The sequence below is a fragment of the Acinetobacter sp. T_3_1 genome (assembly GCF_025377055.1).
GTDB classification, from domain to species: Bacteria; Pseudomonadota; Gammaproteobacteria; order Pseudomonadales; family Moraxellaceae; genus Acinetobacter; species Acinetobacter kookii.
Window position 1 is genome coordinate 119,156 of the sequence record NZ_JACHVD010000002.1, and the last position, 21,104, is coordinate 140,259.

General features: G+C 42.4%; 21 protein-coding genes. 10 read left to right on the forward strand and 11 right to left on the reverse strand.

All coding sequences use genetic code 11. From position 1 onward, the window contains the following. Positions 1-310: 310 nt before the first annotated feature. From H4I94_RS03200 to H4I94_RS03215, 4 genes are all read right to left on the reverse strand, one after another. A complete protein-coding gene (locus H4I94_RS03200) occupies positions 311-1,312 on the reverse strand; it encodes an LLM class flavin-dependent oxidoreductase (RefSeq protein WP_131274765.1) in 1,002 nt (333 codons plus the stop codon). Between the two features lie 161 nt (positions 1,313-1,473). After that, positions 1,474-1,980, reverse strand: a complete 507-nt coding sequence (locus H4I94_RS03205) for a hypothetical protein (protein ID WP_261181449.1) — start codon at positions 1,978-1,980, stop codon at positions 1,474-1,476. 194 nt (positions 1,981-2,174) lie between these two features. Continuing rightward, positions 2,175-2,612: a hypothetical protein gene (locus H4I94_RS03210; RefSeq protein WP_092818291.1), complete on the reverse strand. Its 438-nt coding sequence runs from the start codon at positions 2,610-2,612 to the stop codon at positions 2,175-2,177. A 191-nt stretch (positions 2,613-2,803) separates the two neighbouring features. Further along, on the reverse strand, positions 2,804-3,235 hold the full coding sequence (locus tag H4I94_RS03215) for a hypothetical protein (protein WP_261181450.1): 432 nt from the start codon (positions 3,233-3,235) through the stop codon (positions 2,804-2,806). Between the two features lie 366 nt (positions 3,236-3,601). Between H4I94_RS03215 and prfA the strand changes: the two genes are divergently transcribed. Next, a complete protein-coding gene (gene prfA / locus H4I94_RS03220) occupies positions 3,602-4,690 on the forward strand; it encodes a peptide chain release factor 1 (RefSeq protein WP_092818289.1) in 1,089 nt (362 codons plus the stop codon). Then, positions 4,690-5,508: a peptide chain release factor N(5)-glutamine methyltransferase gene (gene prmC / locus H4I94_RS03225; protein ID WP_092818288.1), complete on the forward strand. Its 819-nt coding sequence runs from the start codon at positions 4,690-4,692 to the stop codon at positions 5,506-5,508. Before prfA ends, prmC begins: the two co-directional genes overlap by 1 nt. Positions 5,509-5,546: 38 nt before the next feature. Here prmC and H4I94_RS03230 read toward each other — a convergent pair whose 3' ends face one another. From H4I94_RS03230 to H4I94_RS03245, 4 genes are all read right to left on the reverse strand, one after another. Further along, the gene (locus tag H4I94_RS03230) at positions 5,547-6,377 is read right to left on the reverse strand and encodes an ABC transporter permease (protein WP_261181451.1); all 831 of its coding nucleotides are present in this window, start codon (positions 6,375-6,377) and stop codon (positions 5,547-5,549) included. Next, positions 6,377-7,345: an aliphatic sulfonate ABC transporter substrate-binding protein gene (locus tag H4I94_RS03235; RefSeq protein WP_261181452.1), complete on the reverse strand. Its 969-nt coding sequence runs from the start codon at positions 7,343-7,345 to the stop codon at positions 6,377-6,379. The genes H4I94_RS03230 and H4I94_RS03235 overlap by 1 nt, the downstream gene beginning before the upstream one ends. A 571-nt stretch (positions 7,346-7,916) precedes the next feature. Next, positions 7,917-8,270 (reverse strand): hypothetical protein, encoded by a 354-nt coding sequence (locus tag H4I94_RS03240; RefSeq protein ID WP_261181453.1) that lies wholly within the window; start codon positions 8,268-8,270, stop codon positions 7,917-7,919. A 210-nt stretch (positions 8,271-8,480) separates the two neighbouring features. Continuing rightward, the gene (locus H4I94_RS03245; RefSeq protein ID WP_261181454.1) at positions 8,481-9,503 is read right to left on the reverse strand and encodes an AraC family transcriptional regulator; all 1,023 of its coding nucleotides are present in this window, start codon (positions 9,501-9,503) and stop codon (positions 8,481-8,483) included. A gap of 156 nt (positions 9,504-9,659) precedes the next feature. Here H4I94_RS03245 and H4I94_RS03250 point away from each other — a divergent pair, with 156 nt between their 5' ends. From H4I94_RS03250 to H4I94_RS03285, 7 genes are all read left to right on the forward strand, one after another. After that, positions 9,660-10,430, forward strand: a complete 771-nt coding sequence (locus H4I94_RS03250) for a 3-hydroxyacyl-CoA dehydrogenase (protein ID WP_092818284.1) — start codon at positions 9,660-9,662, stop codon at positions 10,428-10,430. Positions 10,431-10,708: 278 nt separating this feature from the next. After that, positions 10,709-11,845: an acyl-CoA dehydrogenase family protein gene (locus tag H4I94_RS03255; protein WP_261181455.1), complete on the forward strand. Its 1,137-nt coding sequence runs from the start codon at positions 10,709-10,711 to the stop codon at positions 11,843-11,845. Between the two features lie 241 nt (positions 11,846-12,086). After that, the gene (locus tag H4I94_RS03260) at positions 12,087-13,733 is read left to right on the forward strand and encodes an AMP-binding protein (RefSeq protein WP_261181456.1); all 1,647 of its coding nucleotides are present in this window, start codon (positions 12,087-12,089) and stop codon (positions 13,731-13,733) included. Positions 13,734-13,886: 153 nt separating this feature from the next. Next, positions 13,887-14,642 (forward strand): HesA/MoeB/ThiF family protein, encoded by a 756-nt coding sequence (locus H4I94_RS03265; RefSeq protein WP_261181988.1) that lies wholly within the window; start codon positions 13,887-13,889, stop codon positions 14,640-14,642. A 58-nt stretch (positions 14,643-14,700) separates the two neighbouring features. Beyond that, entirely contained in the window at positions 14,701-15,999 is a 1,299-nt protein-coding gene (locus tag H4I94_RS03270) for an ABC1 kinase family protein (protein ID WP_261181457.1), read from the forward strand. Positions 16,000-16,286: 287 nt separating this feature from the next. Beyond that, positions 16,287-16,667 (forward strand): dihydroneopterin aldolase, encoded by a 381-nt coding sequence (folB, locus tag H4I94_RS03280; protein ID WP_092818280.1) that lies wholly within the window; start codon positions 16,287-16,289, stop codon positions 16,665-16,667. Beyond that, a complete protein-coding gene (locus H4I94_RS03285) occupies positions 16,624-17,061 on the forward strand; it encodes a 2-amino-4-hydroxy-6-hydroxymethyldihydropteridine diphosphokinase (RefSeq protein WP_261181458.1) in 438 nt (145 codons plus the stop codon). The genes folB and H4I94_RS03285 overlap by 44 nt, the downstream gene beginning before the upstream one ends. 466 nt (positions 17,062-17,527) lie before the next feature. On the opposite strand, the gene H4I94_RS03290 is transcribed toward H4I94_RS03285, so the two are convergent. From H4I94_RS03290 to H4I94_RS03300, 3 genes are all read right to left on the reverse strand, one after another. Beyond that, positions 17,528-18,862 carry an ISNCY family transposase gene (locus H4I94_RS03290; RefSeq protein WP_261181459.1) on the reverse strand — a complete coding sequence of 445 codons (1,335 nt, stop codon included), beginning with the start codon at positions 18,860-18,862 and terminating at the stop codon, positions 17,528-17,530. A gap of 180 nt (positions 18,863-19,042) precedes the next feature. Beyond that, positions 19,043-19,663, reverse strand: coding sequence for a LysE family translocator (locus tag H4I94_RS03295; protein ID WP_261181460.1), 621 nt, complete (start codon positions 19,661-19,663; stop codon positions 19,043-19,045). Positions 19,664-19,738: 75 nt separating this feature from the next. Then, positions 19,739-20,371 carry a LysE family translocator gene (locus H4I94_RS03300; protein ID WP_261181461.1) on the reverse strand — a complete coding sequence of 211 codons (633 nt, stop codon included), beginning with the start codon at positions 20,369-20,371 and terminating at the stop codon, positions 19,739-19,741. Between the two features lie 109 nt (positions 20,372-20,480). On the opposite strand from H4I94_RS03300, the gene H4I94_RS03305 reads away from it, so the two are divergent. Continuing rightward, positions 20,481-20,933 (forward strand): Lrp/AsnC family transcriptional regulator, encoded by a 453-nt coding sequence (locus H4I94_RS03305; RefSeq protein ID WP_261181462.1) that lies wholly within the window; start codon positions 20,481-20,483, stop codon positions 20,931-20,933. Positions 20,934-21,104 lie beyond the last annotated feature (171 nt).

Sequence of the window (21,104 nt, forward strand, 5' to 3'; positions counted from 1 at the left end):
AGAAAGACTGGCAATGTAATTTGCCTAAGTGCTTAAAATAATATGAGCATTTTTGTTAATTATTTACGCTGCTGATTTATTGAGTTAATTTGTTCAACTATTTGATAATAAAAATAAAGACGTATCATTAGGGGCCAGATCTTATCATTAAAATGTATTGTCTTTATATAATGATGTCTATGCGAACCAAGCGCGTAAGTGCAGTTTTATCTTGTCGGCAAAAGCCGAGTAAATGATAAACAGAATGGGCAGTGGAGATAAAAATAGCACCTCAATAAGATGCTATTTTAAATGCTCATCTAAGAAAGTATTAAGAATTTTTAATATTCATCAATAATTCAAAGTTTTCAATTCGTTTATCTGTGTCATAGATGTCACAGGTAAAGATAAATTCATCTACATTATATTTCTCTAACAGCTTTTCTAAACCGGCTTTGACCGTTTCAGGAGAGCCAATTTGTGCCATGGCATAGAAATTATCGACCGACATTTTTTCTGCGGGTGACCAAAGTCCTTCCATGGTTTTAACCGGTGCTTTCAGTTTCAAGCTTTGGCCGCGCATTAAGCCCAAAACACGCTGGTAGGCACTGGTTGCCAGATATTCAGCTTCTTCATCTGTTTGGGCCACCACCGTAGGAACACCCATTGAAACATAAGGCCGATCCAGATATTCAGAGGGTTCAAAGTTTTCCCGATAAAGCTTGATGGCCTGATCCAGCATACGCGGTGCAAAATGTGACGCAAAAGAATAGGGAAGTCCCAATTTTGCAGCCAGCTGTGCACTGAATAAGCTTGAACCGAGTAACCAGACCGGAACATGCGTATTCTGTCCAGGCGTGGCAACGATACGTTGATGTGGAACAGGCGCTTTAAAATATTGCAGAATTTCCAGCACATCTTGCGGAAACTGGTCTTCAGTTTCCTGGCGACCACGACGCAAGGCACGCATGGTGACCTGGTCGGTACCTGGCGCACGTCCCAGACCGAGTTCAACACGATTCGGATAAAGGGTAGCCAAGGTACCAAATTGTTCTGCAACCACCAGAGGTGCGTGGTTCGGTAACATGATGCCGCCTGAACCCACCGTTAAAGTGTGGGTATTGGCGAGAATATAACCCAGTAATACGGCTGTGGCTGAACTGGCAATACCATCCATATTATGATGTTCTGCCAGCCACAAGCGGCGATAACCTAACTGTTCCGCCTTCTGTGCCAGTGCCAATGCATGATGGAGTGAAAATTGAATGCTTTTATCATCCCGAACAGGAGCAAGTTCGAGAATTGAAAATTGGGTATCTTTTAAAGAACGCATTTGTTTTCTCTGATATCAAGGCAAAGAAAAGCATACGTTGCCTGACCGGATTTGTATATCGTTTTTTTTCGATATAAATGTTGCGTAAATATGTTTAGGTGAAGTACAAGTATGAAAAAAGCACCCGAAGGTGCTTTAATGTCATTTGATATCGAGATGAATTAACGTTTACCGTTTTTGTACCAACCTAAGTGACGGCCATTGTCATGGCGGTCACCATAACGGTAGCTGTCATAACGGCGATCATAGCGATCATTATAACGACGCTCATCACGATCATAACGGTCATCGTAGCGACGGTCTTCGCTTACTTTTTTACCCAGTACTGCACCACCGGCAGAACCTAATCCGGCACCGATATAGCCGCCGTTGGTACCACCCATATTTTTACCTACGGTATAACCGCCAGCACCGCCCAAAGCTCCGCCAATTACGGCACCCGTACGGTCACGTTTGTTGGCAGCAACACCTGCACCTGCACCACCACCGATTGCAGAACCGATCATTGCGCCAGTGGTGCCACCCATTTGTTTACCCACTGCGGCACCTACGACACCGCCTAGGGCAGAAGTTAAGGCTGTATTTGTTGTATTGCCTGCATAGGCTGTAGTCATGGTTAAAGCAGATGAAGTCACTACAGCAGCAAGAATGATGGAATTAAATTTCATGGCAAAACTCCTTTTGGAGGCTTTTGTTATTTCTTGAGTTAAATGTAAGCAAAGATTTAGAAATGAAAATGGATGAGTTGTTGATTATTTGTATTTTTCATCTTCCAGATTTGTTCATAATTAATATGAATTACCATGATGAATAATAAAAAGCACCCGAAGGTGCTTTAAAGAGTCCGATCATTCATGGCAAATTAACGGCGACTGTAACGACGGTTGTCATAGCTATTATAACGGCGGTCATAACGGTCATCATAACGGCGGTCTTCTGAAACTTTTTTACCCAGTACCGAGCCACCTGCAGCACCTAAGGCAGAACCGATATAGCCACCCGTAGAACCACCCATGTTTTTACCGAGGGTATAACCGCCTACACCACCTAAACCAGCCCCAATTGCAGCGCCAGTACGGTCACGTTTATTTGCTGAAACCGCAGCACCGCCCGCACCACCAATGACAGAACCAATCATTGCACCAGTGTTACCGCCCATTTGTTTACCTACCGCTGTTCCTACAACACTACCAAGTGCGGAAGTTAAAGCAACATTGGTCGTATTGCCTGCATAAGTGCTTGTAGTCGCAATAGCAGAAGTGGCAATGACTGTAGCAAATAAAACTGAATTGAATTTCATGGTAGACTCCAGTGGAAAGCTTTTGTTATCTCTTGAAATAAGAATAGAACAAGGCCTGGCATTGAAGATGAATGGCGTGTTTAAAGGTGTGTGTTTTTTTCTGCCAAATTTATCCATAATTAACAGCGGATAAGGCAAATAAAAGTAAAAAAGCACCCGAAGGCGCTTTTTTACTATGTGCAGTTCGTGTATTAACGATGGCTGCGATAATATTTTTTAGAATGTTTTTTGTATTTACGTTGGTCAGCACGACGGTCTTCCGATACTTTTTTACCCAGTACCGAACCACCTGCAGCACCCAGTGCAGAACCGATATAACCACCCGTCGTTCCACCCATGTTTTTACCGACTGTATAACCGCCTACACCACCTAAGCCGCCACCGATGGCAGCACCGGTACGATTGCGTCGGTCTGCAGAAACTGCCGCACCACCCGCACCACCAATAGCAGAGCCAATCATTGCACCGGTATTGCCGCCCATTTGTTTGCCAATTGCGGTACCTGCTACGCTACCTAATGCAGAGGTTGCCGCAATACGAGTAGAGTTGTCGGCATGAGCAGAAACGGTAAACATTGATGCAGTTGCCATTGTTGCGCTGAGTAATAATGCATTAAGTTTCATAGTTAACTCCATGTCCAAAAGTGAACGTTGTAAGTAAGTTCTTTCGATGTCGGCAAATGTAACAAAAATTTTTCCCAACAATGTGGAGAGGATCAACTAGAGTTGTGGCGTTTAGTGTCTGCTTTGTAAAGTTTCTTTAACAAAGTTGGAAAGTGCTCATAAAACGCACGTTTATTAGGCAAATCTGCGTAAAACCGACGTGATTTGATGCTTCATCTTGAACCAATCCCTTTTTATATGTGGTTTTGTCCCCACAATATCTATGTCATTTAACCCTTAGAATCGTTACACTAGGCACAATTTTTTTGAGCTGCTCTATGTCCTATAAGGCATGGAGATAGCCTTTGTATTGAGATATTTAGCAAAATGAAAGAATCGTTACGTTTACGATTAGATCAACTTTCTGACCGTCACGAAGAATTAAACGCATTACTTGCCGACGTTGAAGTGATTTCAGATAACAAACGCTTCCGCCAATTGTCTCGTGAGCATAGTGATTTATCCGAAATTACTGAAGTCTGGAGCAAATTCCGTCAGGCAGAAGAAGATATACAAACTGCTGAAGCCATGTTGAGCGATCCTGACTTTAAGGAAATGGCGCAGGAAGAAATAAAAGACAATAAGGCACTGCTGGAGCAACTGGAAGCAGACTTAAATATCCTGATGATTCCGAAAGATCCAAATGATGCCAACTCTGCCTATCTGGAAATTCGTGCCGGAACCGGTGGCGATGAAGCTGCAATTTTCTCGGGTGACTTATTCCGCATGTATAGCAAATATGCAGAAAGCCAAGGCTGGCGCATAGAAATCCTGTCTGAAAATGAAGGGGAGCATGGCGGTTATAAAGAAGTCATCTGCCTGATTAATGGTGAAGGGGTATATGGTCGCCTGAAATTTGAAAGTGGTGCTCACCGCGTACAGCGCGTTCCTGCAACCGAATCTCAAGGTCGGGTACATACTTCTGCCTGTACGGTAGCCATTTTGCCTGAAGTCGATGTCGATACTTCGGTAGAGATTAACCCCGCAGACTTGCGTATTGATACTTACCGTGCATCCGGTGCCGGTGGTCAGCACATTAACAAAACCGATTCGGCAGTCCGTATTACCCACATTCCAACCGGTACGGTGGTTGAATGTCAGGATGAACGTTCACAGCATAAGAACAAGGCCAAAGCCATGGCACTTCTGGTTTCACGCCTGGAAAATGCCAAACGTGCGGCAGCCGATGCGGCAACCTCGGAAATGCGCCGTGACCTGGTGGGTTCAGGCGACCGTTCGGAACGTATCCGTACTTATAACTATCCGCAAGGCCGTATGACCGATCATCGTATCAACCTGACTTTATATAAGCTGGATGCCGTTATGGAAGGTGATCTGACCGAATTGCTGGACAGCTTGCATCGTGAATATCAGGCTGACCAGCTGGCACTTCTTGCACAGCAGAATGGTGGCTAATGAATATTGCACAGGCCTTGGCCTTACGTGGTGATGCAGAAAGTTATGAACGCCAGGAAAATGCCTGGTTGCTTGAGCACATTACCCAAATAGATGCTTTTGATTTGCCGTTGAAAAAAACTCTGGAATTAACAGCAGAGCAAGAACAGGCATATCGTAATGGCCTGGCACGTATTGCAGCCGGTGAACCTCTGGCTTATGTCACGGGGTCACAGCCATTCTGGACACTGGATTTAAAAGTCACTAAAGACACTTTAGTGCCCCGTCCAGACACAGAAGTCCTGGTGGAAACCGTGCTGAAACTCGACTTGCCTGAAGATGCCCGAATTGTCGATTTAGGCACCGGAACCGGAGCCATTGCTTTATCTCTTGCCAGCGAACGTCCAGATTGGTCTATTACGGCAACCGATATTTATGCACCGACTCTAGAAGTTGCTCAGTTTAATGCCGAAAAGCATGACCTTGAACATGTGCGCTTTGTCTGTGGTTCCTGGTTTAAACCTTTGGGACGTGAGTTCTTTGATGTCATTGTTTCCAATCCGCCGTATATCGATGCGGAGGATATCCATATGCAGGATCTGGCGACTGAACCGGAGCGTGCTTTGGTGGCAGACAAACAAGGTCTGGCAGATTTGGAGCAGATTATCGTACAAGGCAAAAAGCATTTAACCGTCAATGGCTGGGTGGTGCTGGAACATGGTTATGATCAGGGGGATGCGGTACGGCATATCTTTACTCAAGCCGGTTATAAGCAGGTGCGTACCGTAAAAGACTATGGCGGTAATGACCGTGTGACTTTGGGGCAATGGCCACATTAATCTTAAAAAAGATAAAAAAATAAAGCGCAGCATGCGCTTTATTTTTTGACTACATCACGCCAGCGTAACAGCCAGCTTTCAGCAATTTTCATTAAGCTATCGGTCATTTTGCCTAAAATGGCCAGTAAGATAATGGCAATAATCACAATGTCGGGTCGGGAGGTTTCCCGGCCATCACTGAGCAAATAACCGATCCCTTGGGTTGCGGCAATCAGTTCAGCCGCAATCATAAACATCCAGGACAAGCTCAGGCTGTTGCGTAGACCGGTTAAAATACCCGGGGATGCCGCAGGAAGTACAATCTCCTTAATCTGTTGAAAGTATTTCAAACGATAGACTTGCGCCACTTCAATCAGCTTGCGGTCTACGCCGTGAATTGCAGCAACGGTATTGGTATAGGTCGGGAAAAATGCACCGATGGCAATCAGGGTAATTTTGGAGGCTTCATCAATGCCTAACCACAGCAGTAACAGGGGAATCCAGGCCAGGCTTGGAATCGACTTAATTGCTGAAAAAGAAGGTTCTAGGAATTCTTCCGCCTGTTTATTTAAACCTACAAAAATTGCGAAAATCAGTGCAAGTCCGCTACCGATAAAGAAACCAAGAAATACCCGCCAGGTACTGGTCCAGATATGTAGCCACAAATCGCCTGAAGACAGCTCCAGGAGTGACTGCCATAAGCTGCTTGGGGCAGGAAGCAGGTAAGGTTCAATCACCCCGTTTCTCACCAATACTTCACACAGAATTAACGCAATAACCGGGATGACCAAGCCCTTCAGCTTGCTTAATAACTTAAGCAAGCCAAGCGCTGGAACTTTATCAACTTCAGGTTGAATCGGTGATTTATTCGTTGTTAGAGACGAACGCATTATTTTTTCACAACCTTGTTCGCATATTTGGCATCAAACAGCTGATCAATCACCTGATTGACATTGGTTCCTTTGCGTACCAAATCCTCTTCAGTCAAAATGGTTCCAGATTTTTTCAAGGCATTGATATGTTTTACAGTCGGGATGTTTTGCTCAAAATTGGTACGGCTGAGTTGCAGTTTGGCTACAGCAATAGGCAGTTTCGATTCACGTGCCAACAATTCGGCTAGTTTAGCCGGATTGGCTTTGGCCCATTTACGTGCCTGTTCGTAGGCTTTAATCACCGCTTCAATCGCTTCCGGACTTTGGCTGGCAAATTGTTCCTTGGTGCTTAATACACTGTAACTATTAAAACCGACATTTCGATACAGCAATTTTGCACCTGACTGCACTTGAGCAGAAGCCATCAGCGGATCTAAACCGGCCCAAGCATCGACTTGTCCACGTTCAAGTGCGGTTTTACCATCTGGATGTTGCAGATGGACAAGCTGAACATCCTTTTTATTCAAACCCGCAGTTTCCAGTGCTTGCAGAGTGAACAGGAAAGGGTCTGTACCTTTGGTGGCGGCAATTTTTTTCCCTTTTAAATCTTTTAGGCTTTTAATTGGAGAATTTTTTGCAACCAATAAGGCTGTCCATTCAGGCTGACTCTGGATATAAACGGTTTTAATTGGACTGCCATTGGCACGGCTCAGGACAGCAGCCAAACCTGCCGTAGAGGAAAAATCCACACTGCCGCTATTTAAATACTCGAGTGAACGGTTACTGCCTTGGCTAAATACCCATTTAATCTGGGTATTGGGTAAAGCCTTTTCCAATAACTTCTGCTCTTTAACGACCAAACTGGTCGGAGCGTAATAGGCATAATCGAGCTTCAGTGTATCCGGGAGGGCTGCCAGGCTATATTGACTGACCAAGCCGAATGCGATCGCTGTGAGTATTTTGGTTTTAAAGCCGGAATTTTGCATAAACGCCCCAATTAAATGATTTGAATGAGATGCGGCGAATAGTGCCAGTGAGTGAAGACAGAAGACAAAAAAGTAATTTTTATAAAATTATCTTAATTCCAGATATGCTGATGAATTCGTATTAAGTTTTTGAAATTTAATTAAATTTATTTTTAATGTTTCTATTTTTTCATTTTATATAAAAAACATACATCAACATGAATAAAAGGAAATAAAGAAAATTTAACTGTGCAAAAGCTTTTTGTTATTGCATGGTCATTTCAATGTAATGACAAATAGTTCTAGGCGGAGACATCTGAAATAATAAAATACCGATAAATTGATGACTCGTTGGAGATGTGAATGATCCTGACATTTTAATGCGGTTGAACGATGATGGAGCTCTGTTTTTTCAAGAAGATATTCCACCGGAAAGCTTAAACAGGTGCACAAACAAAAAAGATCAGAATTAGTCCCAGGACCGCAGCAAGTTGTTTAAGCTTGAAGCATGAATATTCATTCGGGTTAAAGATTGAGGAATAATAGGCATTAAAAAACGGCTCCTAAAAGCCGTTTTTTGTATTCTGCAAGATTACATCGGATAATCTTGTAAGCAGTCTGAAACTTCCACCTGTGCCAGCGCATCGGTTTCAAGGGCTAAACAAAGCGCCACAATTTTTGCCGTATCTGCAAGATATTGATCATCCTTTAATGCTGTAGCGGATTGCAGCGCGGCAATGCGTTCAGCACTGATATCCAGTGCTTTCGCCGCTTCAATCGCATCTGCACGATTGAAGAAATTGACCACTACATTTTGAAGTGCAGAATCAGAAGTATTTAAAATGCCTTGCTTGAATAACTCATCAAATTGACTGGTGTGAGAGTTGAGAGAATGAGTAAAGTTTTGCACCAGGCTTTGCTCTAGTACATCAATCATCTTAAGCATGTCAGAACCTTTAATATAAGGTGATTTAACAGGGAGAGTACAGCAGAGATGGCATAAAGATATGCCTTTAAATTGGTTGAAAAATAATCTATTTTGTCACTTTTTGCAAATAAATTCCGACGAAAAATGCATCATTTTTTTAAGCTAATGAAAAGCAAAGAATTATTCTATTGTTAGAAAAGAGCATATTTTTTATGGATGACATTTAATTTATTGATCTTTATTTTGCCGATAAGCCCCAGGGCTGACGCCGGTCCATTTTTTGAAGGCGCGATGAAAGGCGCTGGGATCGTGAAAGCTGAGTTCATCGCTAATTTGCTGCAAGGTTTTTTCTGTTTTGGTCAGAAATTCAATGGCCGTATCTCGACGGATATCATTTTTGAGTTGCTGATAACTGACACCTTCGCTTTTTAGACGTCTTTGCATGGTGGCATCCGACATATTTAATCGCTGGGCAATTTCATTCAGTTCTAGCCATTCAGCAGGTGGAACATTCATTAAATGTTTACGGATTTGCGAGCTGATAGCATGTGGATTTTTAAAGCGTACCAGCAGGTTATGCGGTGTCTGTTTAATAAACTGATGCCATGAGTATTTGTCCCGTTTGATCTGAATATTTAAATAGTTGGCATCGAACTGGATATAGTTTTCATGGCTATTGTATTGAATGTTTTCACAAAACCGGACTTTATAGTCCTGATCATCCAGTGGTGCATCACATTTGAGCTGAATCTGGTTGAGTAAGACCCTTTGTCCACTAAGCCAGCACATCAAAGCGTGAATCAGCATTAAATAGGTGGCATAGCTGAACATTCTTTTGGTCTGTTTCTGTTCATAAATCACAATATAGGCATAGTTTTCCTGCACAAATAATTGACTGATAAAATCATCCAGAACCAGGTTTAAAAACTGCAAAATTTGCTGTAGGGCTTTTTCCAGGGTTTCGGCATGCATGACCGATTGGGATAACAGTTTAAAACTGCCGCGACGCATGGGGTGGCTGTCCATCCCAAAAAATTCGTCGTTCATGGCATCGGCCAGTTCGGTCCAGAGCTGGGCATATTGAGAAACAGATACACGGGCTTTACTGGAGTGCAGCAGCTCAACAGGAATACCGGATTTGATCAGGATGTTTTGTGTGTTTAATCCCTGATGTTGGGCAGATAAAAGCGCTTCATGCACCAGACTGATCGAGATTGTACCTTTACTGTAATTTAGCTCTTGTTCATTCATGTACAGATATCCGTATTCCGTATTTTTGCTGCCGTGATCTGGATTGTCCAAATCCATCATAAAGGATGCAAGGTTTGGAAATTGTACTCTAGCTGAACTGCATTTACTCTGCATCTTAAGTCGAGTGTTTATTCAAAGAATTAACAGGAACAGAAAATGAAAATTCAAGGAAAAGTATTTGTCGTGACAGGCGGTGCATCGGGTTTGGGTGCAGCCACAGCCACTTATCTGGTGGGTCAGGGTGCTCAGGTGATTATGGTGGATATGAACCAGGAACTGGGTCAGGAAATGCAGCAGCGTTTGGGCGAACATTCGGTCTTTGTAAAACTGGATGTGACCGATGAGCATGCAGTCAAAGTCTTCTTTGAAAATATTGAACAGCAGTATGGTCAGTTAAATGGCCTGGTGAACTGCGCAGGAATTGCACCGTCTGCCAAAGTACTGGGTCGTGATGGCATTCATGATTTGGGCATGTTCCAGAAAGTACTGAATATTAATGTCAGTGGCACCTTTAACATGATCCGTTTTGCGGCAAGTTTGATGGCGAAATATCAATTGCAGGCAGGTGAAGAAGAGCGCGGTGTCATTGTTAATACCGCTTCAGTGGCTGCATTTGAAGGACAGCTCGGGCAAGCGGCTTATGCTGCTTCTAAAGGTGCTGTGGTATCTATGACTTTACCGTTGGCACGTGAGCTGGCACGTGAGGCGATTCGTGTGATGACTATTGCACCAGGCATTATGGAAACGCCGATGCTGAAAGCCATGCCGCAGAATGTGCAGGATGCTTTGGGACAAATGGTGCCGTTTCCATCGCGTTTGGCGAAACCGGAAGAGTTTGCACATCTGGTTGGGCATATTTTTGAAAATACGTATTTGAATGGTGAAGTGATTCGTCTGGATGGCGCGATTCGTATGCAGCCTAAGTAATTATTGATAATTGCGGCGGCATGATGGAGTCTTTTCAATATGTAATAAAACTCTGTTTAACCTTCGGTTCGACCTACTTTTCTTTCGGGAAAAGTAGGCAAAACCATCCCCATTCGCAAAACCTGTTTAATCAAAATTACAGTCCCTTGTCTCGCAGAAACATTATCTTTTAGATGTATGTCAGGTTGCGAATGGGATTGTCGTGTATCAAATATTTCTTAAATTTTTATAAATAAAGAATTTTAAAAACTGAATGTGAAACATGAGAGGGAAGCTCAATGATTTTAAATGACGAACAAAAGATGGTTCAGGACATGTTGCGCAATTATTCGCAAAACAAACTGAAACTAACTGCGGCAGAACGTGATAAAACTGCGCAATTTCCCGCACAAGAACTGAAAGAACTGGGTGAGCTGGGTGCTTTGGGCATGACTGTGTCTGAACAATGGGGCGGTGCAGGTCTGGATTATGTGTCCTTAGTCGTTGCCTTGGAAGAAATTGCCGCAGGTGATGGCGCGATTTCAACCATTGTCAGCGTACAAAATTCATTGCCGTGTGGCATTACCCAGCGTTATGGTACAGAAGAGCAGAAACAGAAATATCTCAGCAAACTCGCCACCGGTGAATGGCTCGGTTGCTTCTGTTTAACCGAACCGCAAGCCGGTTCCGATGCCGGTGCACTGGAATGCAAGGCAGAACGTGACGGAGATGAATGGGTATTGAATGGTACCAAACAGTTCATTACCACAGGTAAACATGCCCAAGTGGCAATTGTCTTTGCCGTGACCGATAAAGTTGCCGGGAAAAAAGGCATTTCCTGTTTCCTGGTTCCTACAGACACAGAAGGCTATATCGTGTCTCGTCTGGAAGAAAAAATGGGACAGCATTGCTCAGATACCGCCACCATCATTTTTGAAAATTGCCGTATTCCTGCTGAAAACCTACTTGGCAAGGAAGGAGAAGGCTACAAGATCGCTTTATCTAACCTAGAATCCGGTCGTATCGGCATTGCAGCACAATCCGTCGGCATGGCGCGTGCTGCACTGGATGCTGCGGTGGAATATGCCAATGAACGCAAAGCTTTTGGGGTAGAGATTGTGCAGCATCAGGCGGTCGCATTCCGTCTGGCAGATATGGCCACCCAGATTGAAGCGGCACGGCAACTGATTTTCCATGCGGCAACCTTAAAAGATGCAGGGCTGCCTTGTTTAAAAGAAGCCTCTATGGCCAAGCTGTTCGCATCCACCATAGCAGAGCGGGTGTGCTCCGATGCCATTCAGATTCATGGCGGTTATGGCTATGTGTCGGATTTCCCGGTAGAGCGGATTTACCGCGATGTACGGGTCAGCCAGATTTATGAAGGGGCTTCGGATATTCAACGCCTGGTCATTGCACGCGAGGTGACTAAAATCTAAACCGGCTAAAGCTTCAAATGGCTAAATTTTAGACTTTAGTCGGTGTTCAAATCCTGCACATTTTCTGATGGATAAGGAAATTGCAGGAGCCTGGAAATCATGTTTATCTAAGTCAAATGTGAAGTAAAAAAGCTTAAAGATGCTGAATCAGGTTCGGCATGTTTAGAGTGAGAACAATAAGCAAAATGGATCAGCAAAGCAGGAGCTTTGCTTATAAAATAACGGATGAGAGGTTGTCGTCATGAAGACACTACAACAAGCATATCAAGAGTTTAATTTTGATGATTTTCTTGCAGAGCAACTGGTCGGTACTGCCGAGTCAGTCAATGCCTATGTGGAATGCTGTGATCGTTATCTCGGTTTAAATAAAACGGCTTTAATCTGGGAAGGCAAAAATGGCGAATCTGCGGAATGGACATTTGAACAGCTGGCAGAAGCCTCTGGAAAACTGGCTAATTATTTCAGCTCGATTGGCTTAAAGTCAGGGGATTGCATTGCCGGTTTATTGCCGCGTACGCCTGAACTGCTGATTACCATTTTAGCCACCTGGCGCATGGGTGCAATTTACCAGCCATTGTTTACTGCTTTTGAGTCCAAAGCCATTGAGCACCGGATCAATACCGCCAAAACCCAATTGATTGTGACCAATGCAGAACAACGCTCAAAACTGAACGGTGTGACCGTACCGCATATTTTAACAGTCCATCCACGCGATGTTTCAAGCCATCTTGACGCCGATTTCTGGACAGAACTGGCTGGGCAGTCAGAATCTTTTGAACCGGTGATGCAGACTTTTGCAGATGATTTCCTGATGATGTTCACTTCAGGTACCACAGGTTTGGCAAAATCGGTGCAGGTTCCTTTAAAGGCGCTGCTGGCATTTAAAGGCTATATGATCCACGCGGTGGATTTACGTGAACAGGATTCTTTCTGGAATCTGGCCGATCCGGGTTGGGCGTATGGCTTGTATTACGGCATTACCGGACCTTTAAGTCTGGGGCACAGCATCATTATGGATGAACGTGCCTTTAGTGTAGACAGCGCCGTGCAGATCATTAAGAAATATAAAGTCAGCAATTTGACCGGTTCACCAACTGCTTTCCGGATGTTCTTTGGATTCAAGGAAAAATTTGATCCTTCCATTAAAGAGCATTTACGTGCGGTCAGCAGTGCCGGCGAGCCATTAACCCCGGAAGTGATTCACTGGTTCAATCATGACCTGAATGTCAATATTTATGATCAGTATGGACAGACTGAGCTGGGCATGGTGATTGCCAACCATCATGCTTTGCAACATGAAAAGAAAGTCGGTTCCGCAGGTTTTGCCAACCCGGGACATCGTTTTGCAGTATTGAATCAAAACCATGAAGAAGTCGAAAAAGGCGGCATTGGCACCTTGGCGATCGACTTTTCCCAATCGCCTTTAACCTGGTTTAAAGGTTATGGCGGCAATAACCGTAAATCATTCGTTGGGCATTATTATTTAACTGGTGATACGGTAAAATTAAATGAACTCGGAGGTGTAGATTTCATTGGGCGTGCTGATGATGTCATTACAACGTCAGGCTATCGTGTGGGTCCTTTCGATGTGGAAAGCACGTTGCTGGAATGTGCCGAGGTCTTGGAGTCTGCAGTCATTGGCAAACCAGACCCGGAGCGTACCGAGGTGGTGAAAGCTTTTGTGGTGCTGAAACCGCAATTTTCGGCTTCGGATGAGTTAAGCCATAAACTGCAGGAATATGTCCGTTCGCGTTTATCGAAGCATGCCTATCCTAAAGAAATCGAATTTGTCGAAGGCTTGCCTAAAACCTCGAGTGGTAAAATTCAGCGCAATTTACTCAAGCAGCAGGAAATTGCCAACATGCAGGGAATTCAGAAAGTCAGTTAAACCTTTTTTCGTTTTTTAAAGTTTCATGCTCTTGCACCCGAAAGGGTGCTTTTTTTATTTAGTCTTTTTTAGTCATTATTTTGAACTATAATTCATGCTGAATTTAGATAAAGCGATTGTGCGGATAGGGATTGGCAAGTGACTGATGTAGATATGGACCTAGAGTTAACTGATGAAGAAATGCATCTCTATAGCCGTCAAATTTTGCTGGAGGGCTGGGATATTGAAGCACAGGAAAAACTGAAACTTGCCAATGTCCTGATTGTGGGTTGTGGTGGAATTGGCTGTACCACAGCTGAACTGCTTGCTCGGGCAGGTGTAGGGAAAATCACTTTAGTTGATGCCGACACTATTGAAATGAGTAATCTGCAACGGCAAATCGCCTATGTAGAAGAAAATATTGGTTTCTATAAAGCTGAAATACTGGCTAAGCGATTACAGCAGATCAATCCGCATATCCGTGTGGAATCTCAAACAGTAAAACTGGATGAGGGCAATGCAGAAGAATTGATTGCAGCGCAAGATCTGGTTTTGGATGGCTGCGATAATTTCACCACGCGTTACCTGGTTAACCAAGTTTGCAAGCAATTCAATGTACCTTTAATCAGTGCTTCCGCAATTGGTTTTCAGGGACAGCTGTTTATGGTAGAAGGCGAATCTGCCTGCTATGAATGTCTGTTTCCCAAAGAACAGCATGCCAATGAAAACCTGCGCTGCGCCGATTCTGGCGTATTAGCCACAACCCCGAATGTGATGGCCAGCTTGCAAGCCCATCATGCTTTACTCTATTTGGGACTGGGCAAAACACCACTGAAGCAGAAACTGATGCTTTGGGATGGCTTAAGCATGAAACAGCGCTTGCTTGCTTTCGAAAAAGATACAGATTGTCCAATCTGTCAGGCAAGATAAACCTGCAAGCGCATATTTTTTTGCTACACTCACTACAACTTAATTCTAAGCTGACATTATGAAAAACAATATCTGGTTAGATGGTCTGCGTTCAGTTGCCCGTGTTGGGGAAACGGCTGTAATTGCAGCTAAAGCCGGCATTAAATACGCCACAGAAAAACCAAGTAACGCCAAGCTCATGCGTGAAACTTTTGAATCACTCGGTTCAACTTATATCAAGCTCGGACAGTTTATTGCCAGCACACCTTCATTATTTCCACGTGAATATGTTGAAGAATTTCAGGGCTGTTTAGATCAGACCCCATCTTTGCCTTTTAGTTATGTACAAGGCGTATTGGCCTCTGAATTTGCAGGCCGAAATCTAGATGAAATCTTTGCGTCCATTGATGAAAAGCCTTTAGCTTCAGCCTCTATTGCACAGGTTCACGCAGCCAAACTGGTGAGCGGTGAAGATGTGGTGATTAAAGTGCAAAAACCGGGTGTGGAAACCATCCTGTATACCGACTTGAATGTCTTGCACTGGGCCACCAAGGTTTTAGAAAAAGCCGTACCGAAAGTGAAATTTGCCTCACTTGCTGACATAGTCGATGAAATTAAAACCCGTATGGTCCGCGAAGTCGACTTTATTGAAGAAGCACAAAACCTCGATGATTTTGTTAATTACCTGAATATAACGCAAAATCAGAAAGCCACTGCACCAAAGGTTTATCATCAATATTCAACCCGCCGTGTATTGACCATGCAGCGCTTATATGGCGTGCCATTGACTGATTTTGATGTAGTGAAAAAGGTGGCGAAAGACCCGTCTCAGGTGCTCATTACCGCCATGAATACCTGGTTTGGCAGCTTGATGATGTGTAACAGCTTCCATGCAGACCTGCATGCCGGAAACCTGATGCTGCTTGAAGATGGCCGAGTCGGTTTTATCGATTTTGGCATCGTTGGTCAGCTGAAACCTGAAGTCTGGACGGCCTGTATCGCCTTTATGGATGCCCTGCAAAAAACCGACTACAACTTGATGGCAGAAAACATGCTGAAAATGGGCATGACTGCTGTTGCAATTGACACCAAAGTCCTTGCTGCCGATTTGGAACGTCTGTTCAGTGGGGTACTTTTGGCCGATCCTCAGGAATTACTGACTTCCAATCCGGCCGATTTAAACGACATCATGATGGATATGGTGGGCGTGGGCGAGCGTCATGGCATTCGTTTCCCGCGTGACTTTGCCTTGCTGTTTAAGCAAATGCTGTATTTCGATCGCTTTATGCGCATCCTCGCGCCATATACCGATATTTATGCAGACCAGCGCCTGCAAATGGTGCAAACTCTGGATCCAAATGTGTTGTTAAAACATTAATTTAATCCCTCCTTAACTCGCTTTCATAAAGGGAGGAGTGTCTCATTGCTGGAAAAATATAAGCGATGAAAAGTCCCTCTTTTATAAAGAGGGATTTAGGGAGATTATTTATAAATATCATATGCTCGAGTGATCAAATGGATGCAATTATCATTGAAGGTTTAAAGGTTGAAACCGTAGTGGGATGTTTCAACTGGGAACGCCAANTATAAGCGATGAAAAGTCCCTCTTTTATAAAGAGGGATTTAGGGAGATTATTTATAAATATCATATGCTCGAGTGATCAAATGGATGCAATTATCATTGAAGGTTTAAAGGTTGAAACCGTAGTGGGATGTTTCAACTGGGAACGCCAAATCATGCAGCCTTTAATGCTGGATATGACCATTCAGACCAGTCTGGAACAGGCTTCCAATTCGGACAAACTGGAACATACTTTAAATTATGCTGAAATTTGCGAGATTTCTGCCAAAGTTATTCAGGATGCCAAGCCAGAACTGATCGAACATGCAGCAAAACTTGTGCTCAATGCGCTTTTTACTACCTTTCCTGCAGTAGAATCGATTATGATTACCATCCGTAAGCCTGCCATTATCGCGCAAGCAAATTCTGTAGGAATTCGTCTTGAACGCCACCGAAACGATATTCGCCTTAGCTCTGGCGAGTAATTGTCATCCCCAACAGCATTTTCAAAACGCTATGAAAAAGATCTCCGGTTTGGGAGAGGTTCAATTTTCTAAAATTTATGTGATTCCATGCCGCGATGCTGTAGGAGCGGATTACTGGAATGCAGCGTGTTTGTTAAAAGCCGCCATGTCGGCAGATGACATCATCGCGATTTTAAAAAAAATGGAAACAGATTCGGGGCGGGTACGCCCTTCACATCAAATTTCTTTGGATGTGGATTTAATTGCATGGGGAGAGGATTTAGAACATATGCAGTTTAATCCAAAAAAATTACCTTTGGCTCTAGATGTCAAAATTCCAATGCTAGATATTTGGCAAAGTACAGATTTTCAGCATGATGAACACCAGTTTCCCGTTGTAAAGTGGAAAAATTAAAATTCAATCTTTCACATATAAGAGAATTTAAGTCATTAAAAATAGCCTAAGCTATATGACTTAACCTGTTTATTTAATTCTTTTAATCAGACCATAAAAATTGAGTGAAAGGTGAATGCTTGTGGTTTGAGTTATTGCGATTATAAAAATGATCAAATATTAGGCGTGGAACATGAAAAATCAATCAAAAAGCCTAATATGCAAGGATTGAGCTTTTTGATTGGAATTAAATTAATGATTTATATAAAATAAATTTTATGTTATTCACCAATTAAAATGTCTATGTAATAAACCATTTAAAATGTCCAGTTTTTAACTGCAAGAGTCAAGAACAGGATTTAAATTCCTTTGTTCAATGATNTTGAGCTTTTTGATTGGAATTAAATTAATGATTTATATAAAATAAATTTTATGTTATTCACCAATTAAAATGTCTATGTAATAAACCATTTAAAATGTCCAGTTTTTAACTGCAAGAGTCAAGAACAGGATTTAAATTCCTTTGTTCAATGATGGCTTTCTGAGCTTTACGACTCGGCATACTTTTCTTGAGACGGGAACGTTTATTCTGTTTCTCCAATTCCTCATGTTGCTGCTGGATATGGGCTAGAACCGAGCCTAATCGTTTATTCTCAACTACTTCATTCTGCTGTAGTCCAGCCAGTTTATTGAAGACACTATAGTTGATCTTCCGTCCTTCATGTAAGATGGCCACAGTGCCATCTGGGTACTCCAGAAATGAAATGTATTGCCCAACCAGCTTATGATTCAGTGCTGTTGGCTCAAGCATATAAATACACTTGTCATAAGTGATGGTCAGATTCTTGGTGACCTTACGGGGTTCTTGCCAGGTAAAAATATCATCCAGTTCAAGATGAGATTCCGTTAATGGCCGATGTAAATTCTTTGTATTTCTCGCACATTTGGCGAACTTTTGATTGAAGTGTTCAATAAAGCAGGGTAGCCAAGCATTGGCTTCGGCAATCGAACTGATGCCTTCCAGACGCATCTCCTTGATCAGACGATCCTGAAGTGTCCTGTTGGCACGTTCCACACGACCTTTGGCGTGTGGTGAGTTGGCAAAGATAATATCAATGTTTAACTCATTCAGAATCCGGCCAAATTGCGTGATCTGGCTGTCCTGCCTGGATTTCTGGTTCACTCTGAATACCGAATGTTTGTCGCTGTAAAAGGCCAGCGGCTTACCGTATTGCTCAATGTAGGCTCGGGTGGAAAGCATATAGTCAAAGGTGGTTTCAGCCTCACAAAAGCGCAGATGCAACAGCTTTCCAGTGGCATCATCGATATAAACCAACAAGCAGCATTTGGCTGCTCGTCCTTCAAACCAGTCGTGATATGAGCCATCAATCTGAATCAGTTCACCGAAGCAATCACGGTTATAGCGTGGTTGATATGGACGTTTCAGGCGTTTGGATCGCGGAATCCAGAGCTCATTGGCCATCATCCAGCGACGAACCGTTTCTACCGGTATATTCAGGTCAAACATGCTACTGAGCTTCTCATGGGCCAAGGTGGGTCCAAAGCCCAGCAGATGTTCAGAAATAATGGAAAGACATTGCGATTTTAATAAATCATCATGGCGATGATGGCCAGGTTGACCACGACTGGCATGCGTCATGCCTGAAACACCATCTTGATTGAGCTTCTGCAATAACCGGGTAATTTGACGGGTGGAAAGATTCAGGATTTCAGCAGCACGGACTTGGGTAATACGATGATCTCGAACGTCTTGCAGAACTGCAAGACGTTGAATTTCTTTATCAGACATAGTGATCAGCATCTATATTTATATCCAGTCCATGATGGTGAAAACCATCATAAACCAGACATTTTTATTGGTGAGAATACAGACATTTTAAATGGTTTCTAACAGAGCAGTTTCGTATAAGGTGTATTATGTTAATTTTAGGAAAACTTCAAATTATTAATTTGTATTACATCGACTTCCTTGTTTCAAAATTTACTGATTAGAAATGAGCTTTGCTGCAAGTCCTATAAAACAAGCCCCTAACAACGTATCTACACACCTCCATATATGACGGTAAAGTTTTTGGACTTTATTTAGAGAGAACGTAACTGCAACAACTGTATAGACACCACTTGACACTAATGTAACGGTCAAAATAGCCAGAATATAAACTATTGTAGGCGCACCATGTGGTAATGCAGTTGTGAAAATACTCGCAATAAAGAATGCGGCTTTGGGGTTTGATAAATTAGTTGCTATACCACGTATAAAAATAATGCTTATTGGTATTGCCTTCGTTGCTTGTAATGGAGGCTCTCCTCCGCGCATAGCACCTATAATTACTCTACAACCTAAATAGGCTAAGTAAGCTGCGCCTACAATTCTTAAGACGTAATAGAATGAACTAAAACCATTTGAGGCTATTAATAGTCCTACTGCGATTACACTTGATAAAATAAGCACACCTAATACAGCACCTACCGCAGCTGAAAACCCAGCTTTTCTACTGACTAAAGAATAACTTGTAATATTAATAAAATCAGGTCCGGGACTGGCACAAGCGAAAAAGAATAAGGTGGCGATCGTCGCAAGAGGAACAAAATATAATTCCATTTATCGATCCTTTTATAAAAGATTTAACTATAAAAATATGATTTGAATGCAATCGATTGAATAAAATTAGCAGTTTTAAAAATGGTAATTTTTAACTTGATCTATAAGTAAAATAATAGCGATTAAAACCATTAGTCCTCCTGAAATTCGACTAATGGTCTTTGCTGCACGTGGACGGGTTTTGAGTAAGATTTGGGCGCCAAAACCAACAAATAGATAAACAACCGCACAACTCAGAACATGGATTAATCCCAAGAAGATGATTTGCGTAGTAATAGACCAAGATGCTGATGAATGAATAAACTGAGGTAATAATGCTAAAAACAACAAAAAGACTTTAGGATTGAGCCCACTGACCCCAAACCCCTTTAGCACCCAGAACCACCATGCTTGCTTGGCATCTATATTGAAGTCATTTTCACTCGCGATAATTGCTGGATGAAGTGATAAATTAATCCCGATCCATAACAAATAAAGTGATCCAATGATCGTGAGTACCATCAGCGCTATGGGTTGTCTCGCAATAAGTGTTCCTACTCCCGCAGCAACAATGAGTGTTGCGATAAAATGACCAAGTAATAAGCCAAATATCGCAGGTAATACCTTTTCTTTAATACCTGCTGAAATGGCATATCCCCAATCTGCACCAGGAGTGATAACAAAAAGAATGGATATACTCCAAAAGGCGATAAGCGTATTAAATTCCATAAGTTCACAAGTCAGGCATTACATAGTGCTGGAAAGAATAAAGCTTAAGATTTAAAATGTGCTTCTAAATATTTGCTCAGTACTCAACAAAAATAGAAGATTCTTCCAAATGGATAATATTGATAGAAAGATTCTTGCTGAATTACAATCCGATGGGCGTTTATCGATTACAGATTTGGCAGAAAAAGTAGGCTTAAGTCTCTCACCATGTCATCGAAGACTTCGGGCTTTAGAAGACTCAGGAATAATAAAAGGTTATTGTGCTCAACTCGAACCTAGTCGCATAGGACTTAATTTTTCGACTATTGTATTTGTGACTATGAAAGATGGTGATAAAAATACCGTTGCTAAGTTTGAAGAAACTATTCTTGATATCCCCAATATCACTCAAGCACAGCGTTTATTTGGAGATCCTGACTATCTATTACATGTAGTTTCCAGTGATCTTAGTACTTTTCAAAAATTATATGATGAGAAGCTTTCTGCTCTTCCCGGGGTTAAAAAACTTACTACCACCATGATCATGAAAAGCGTGATTTCTGACCGCTTATTCCCTTTATAAAATATCTCTTATAACCTAGATGTAAATATGACTAACACATGTTATTTAATATAATGGCCGTTATACGAAATTATTTTTTAAATATTATTATTTATCAAAAACTTATATAAATAAAATCAAAACCAAAAAGATCAAAAAACACACGTTTTAACAACTCGTGTGTTTTTTAAG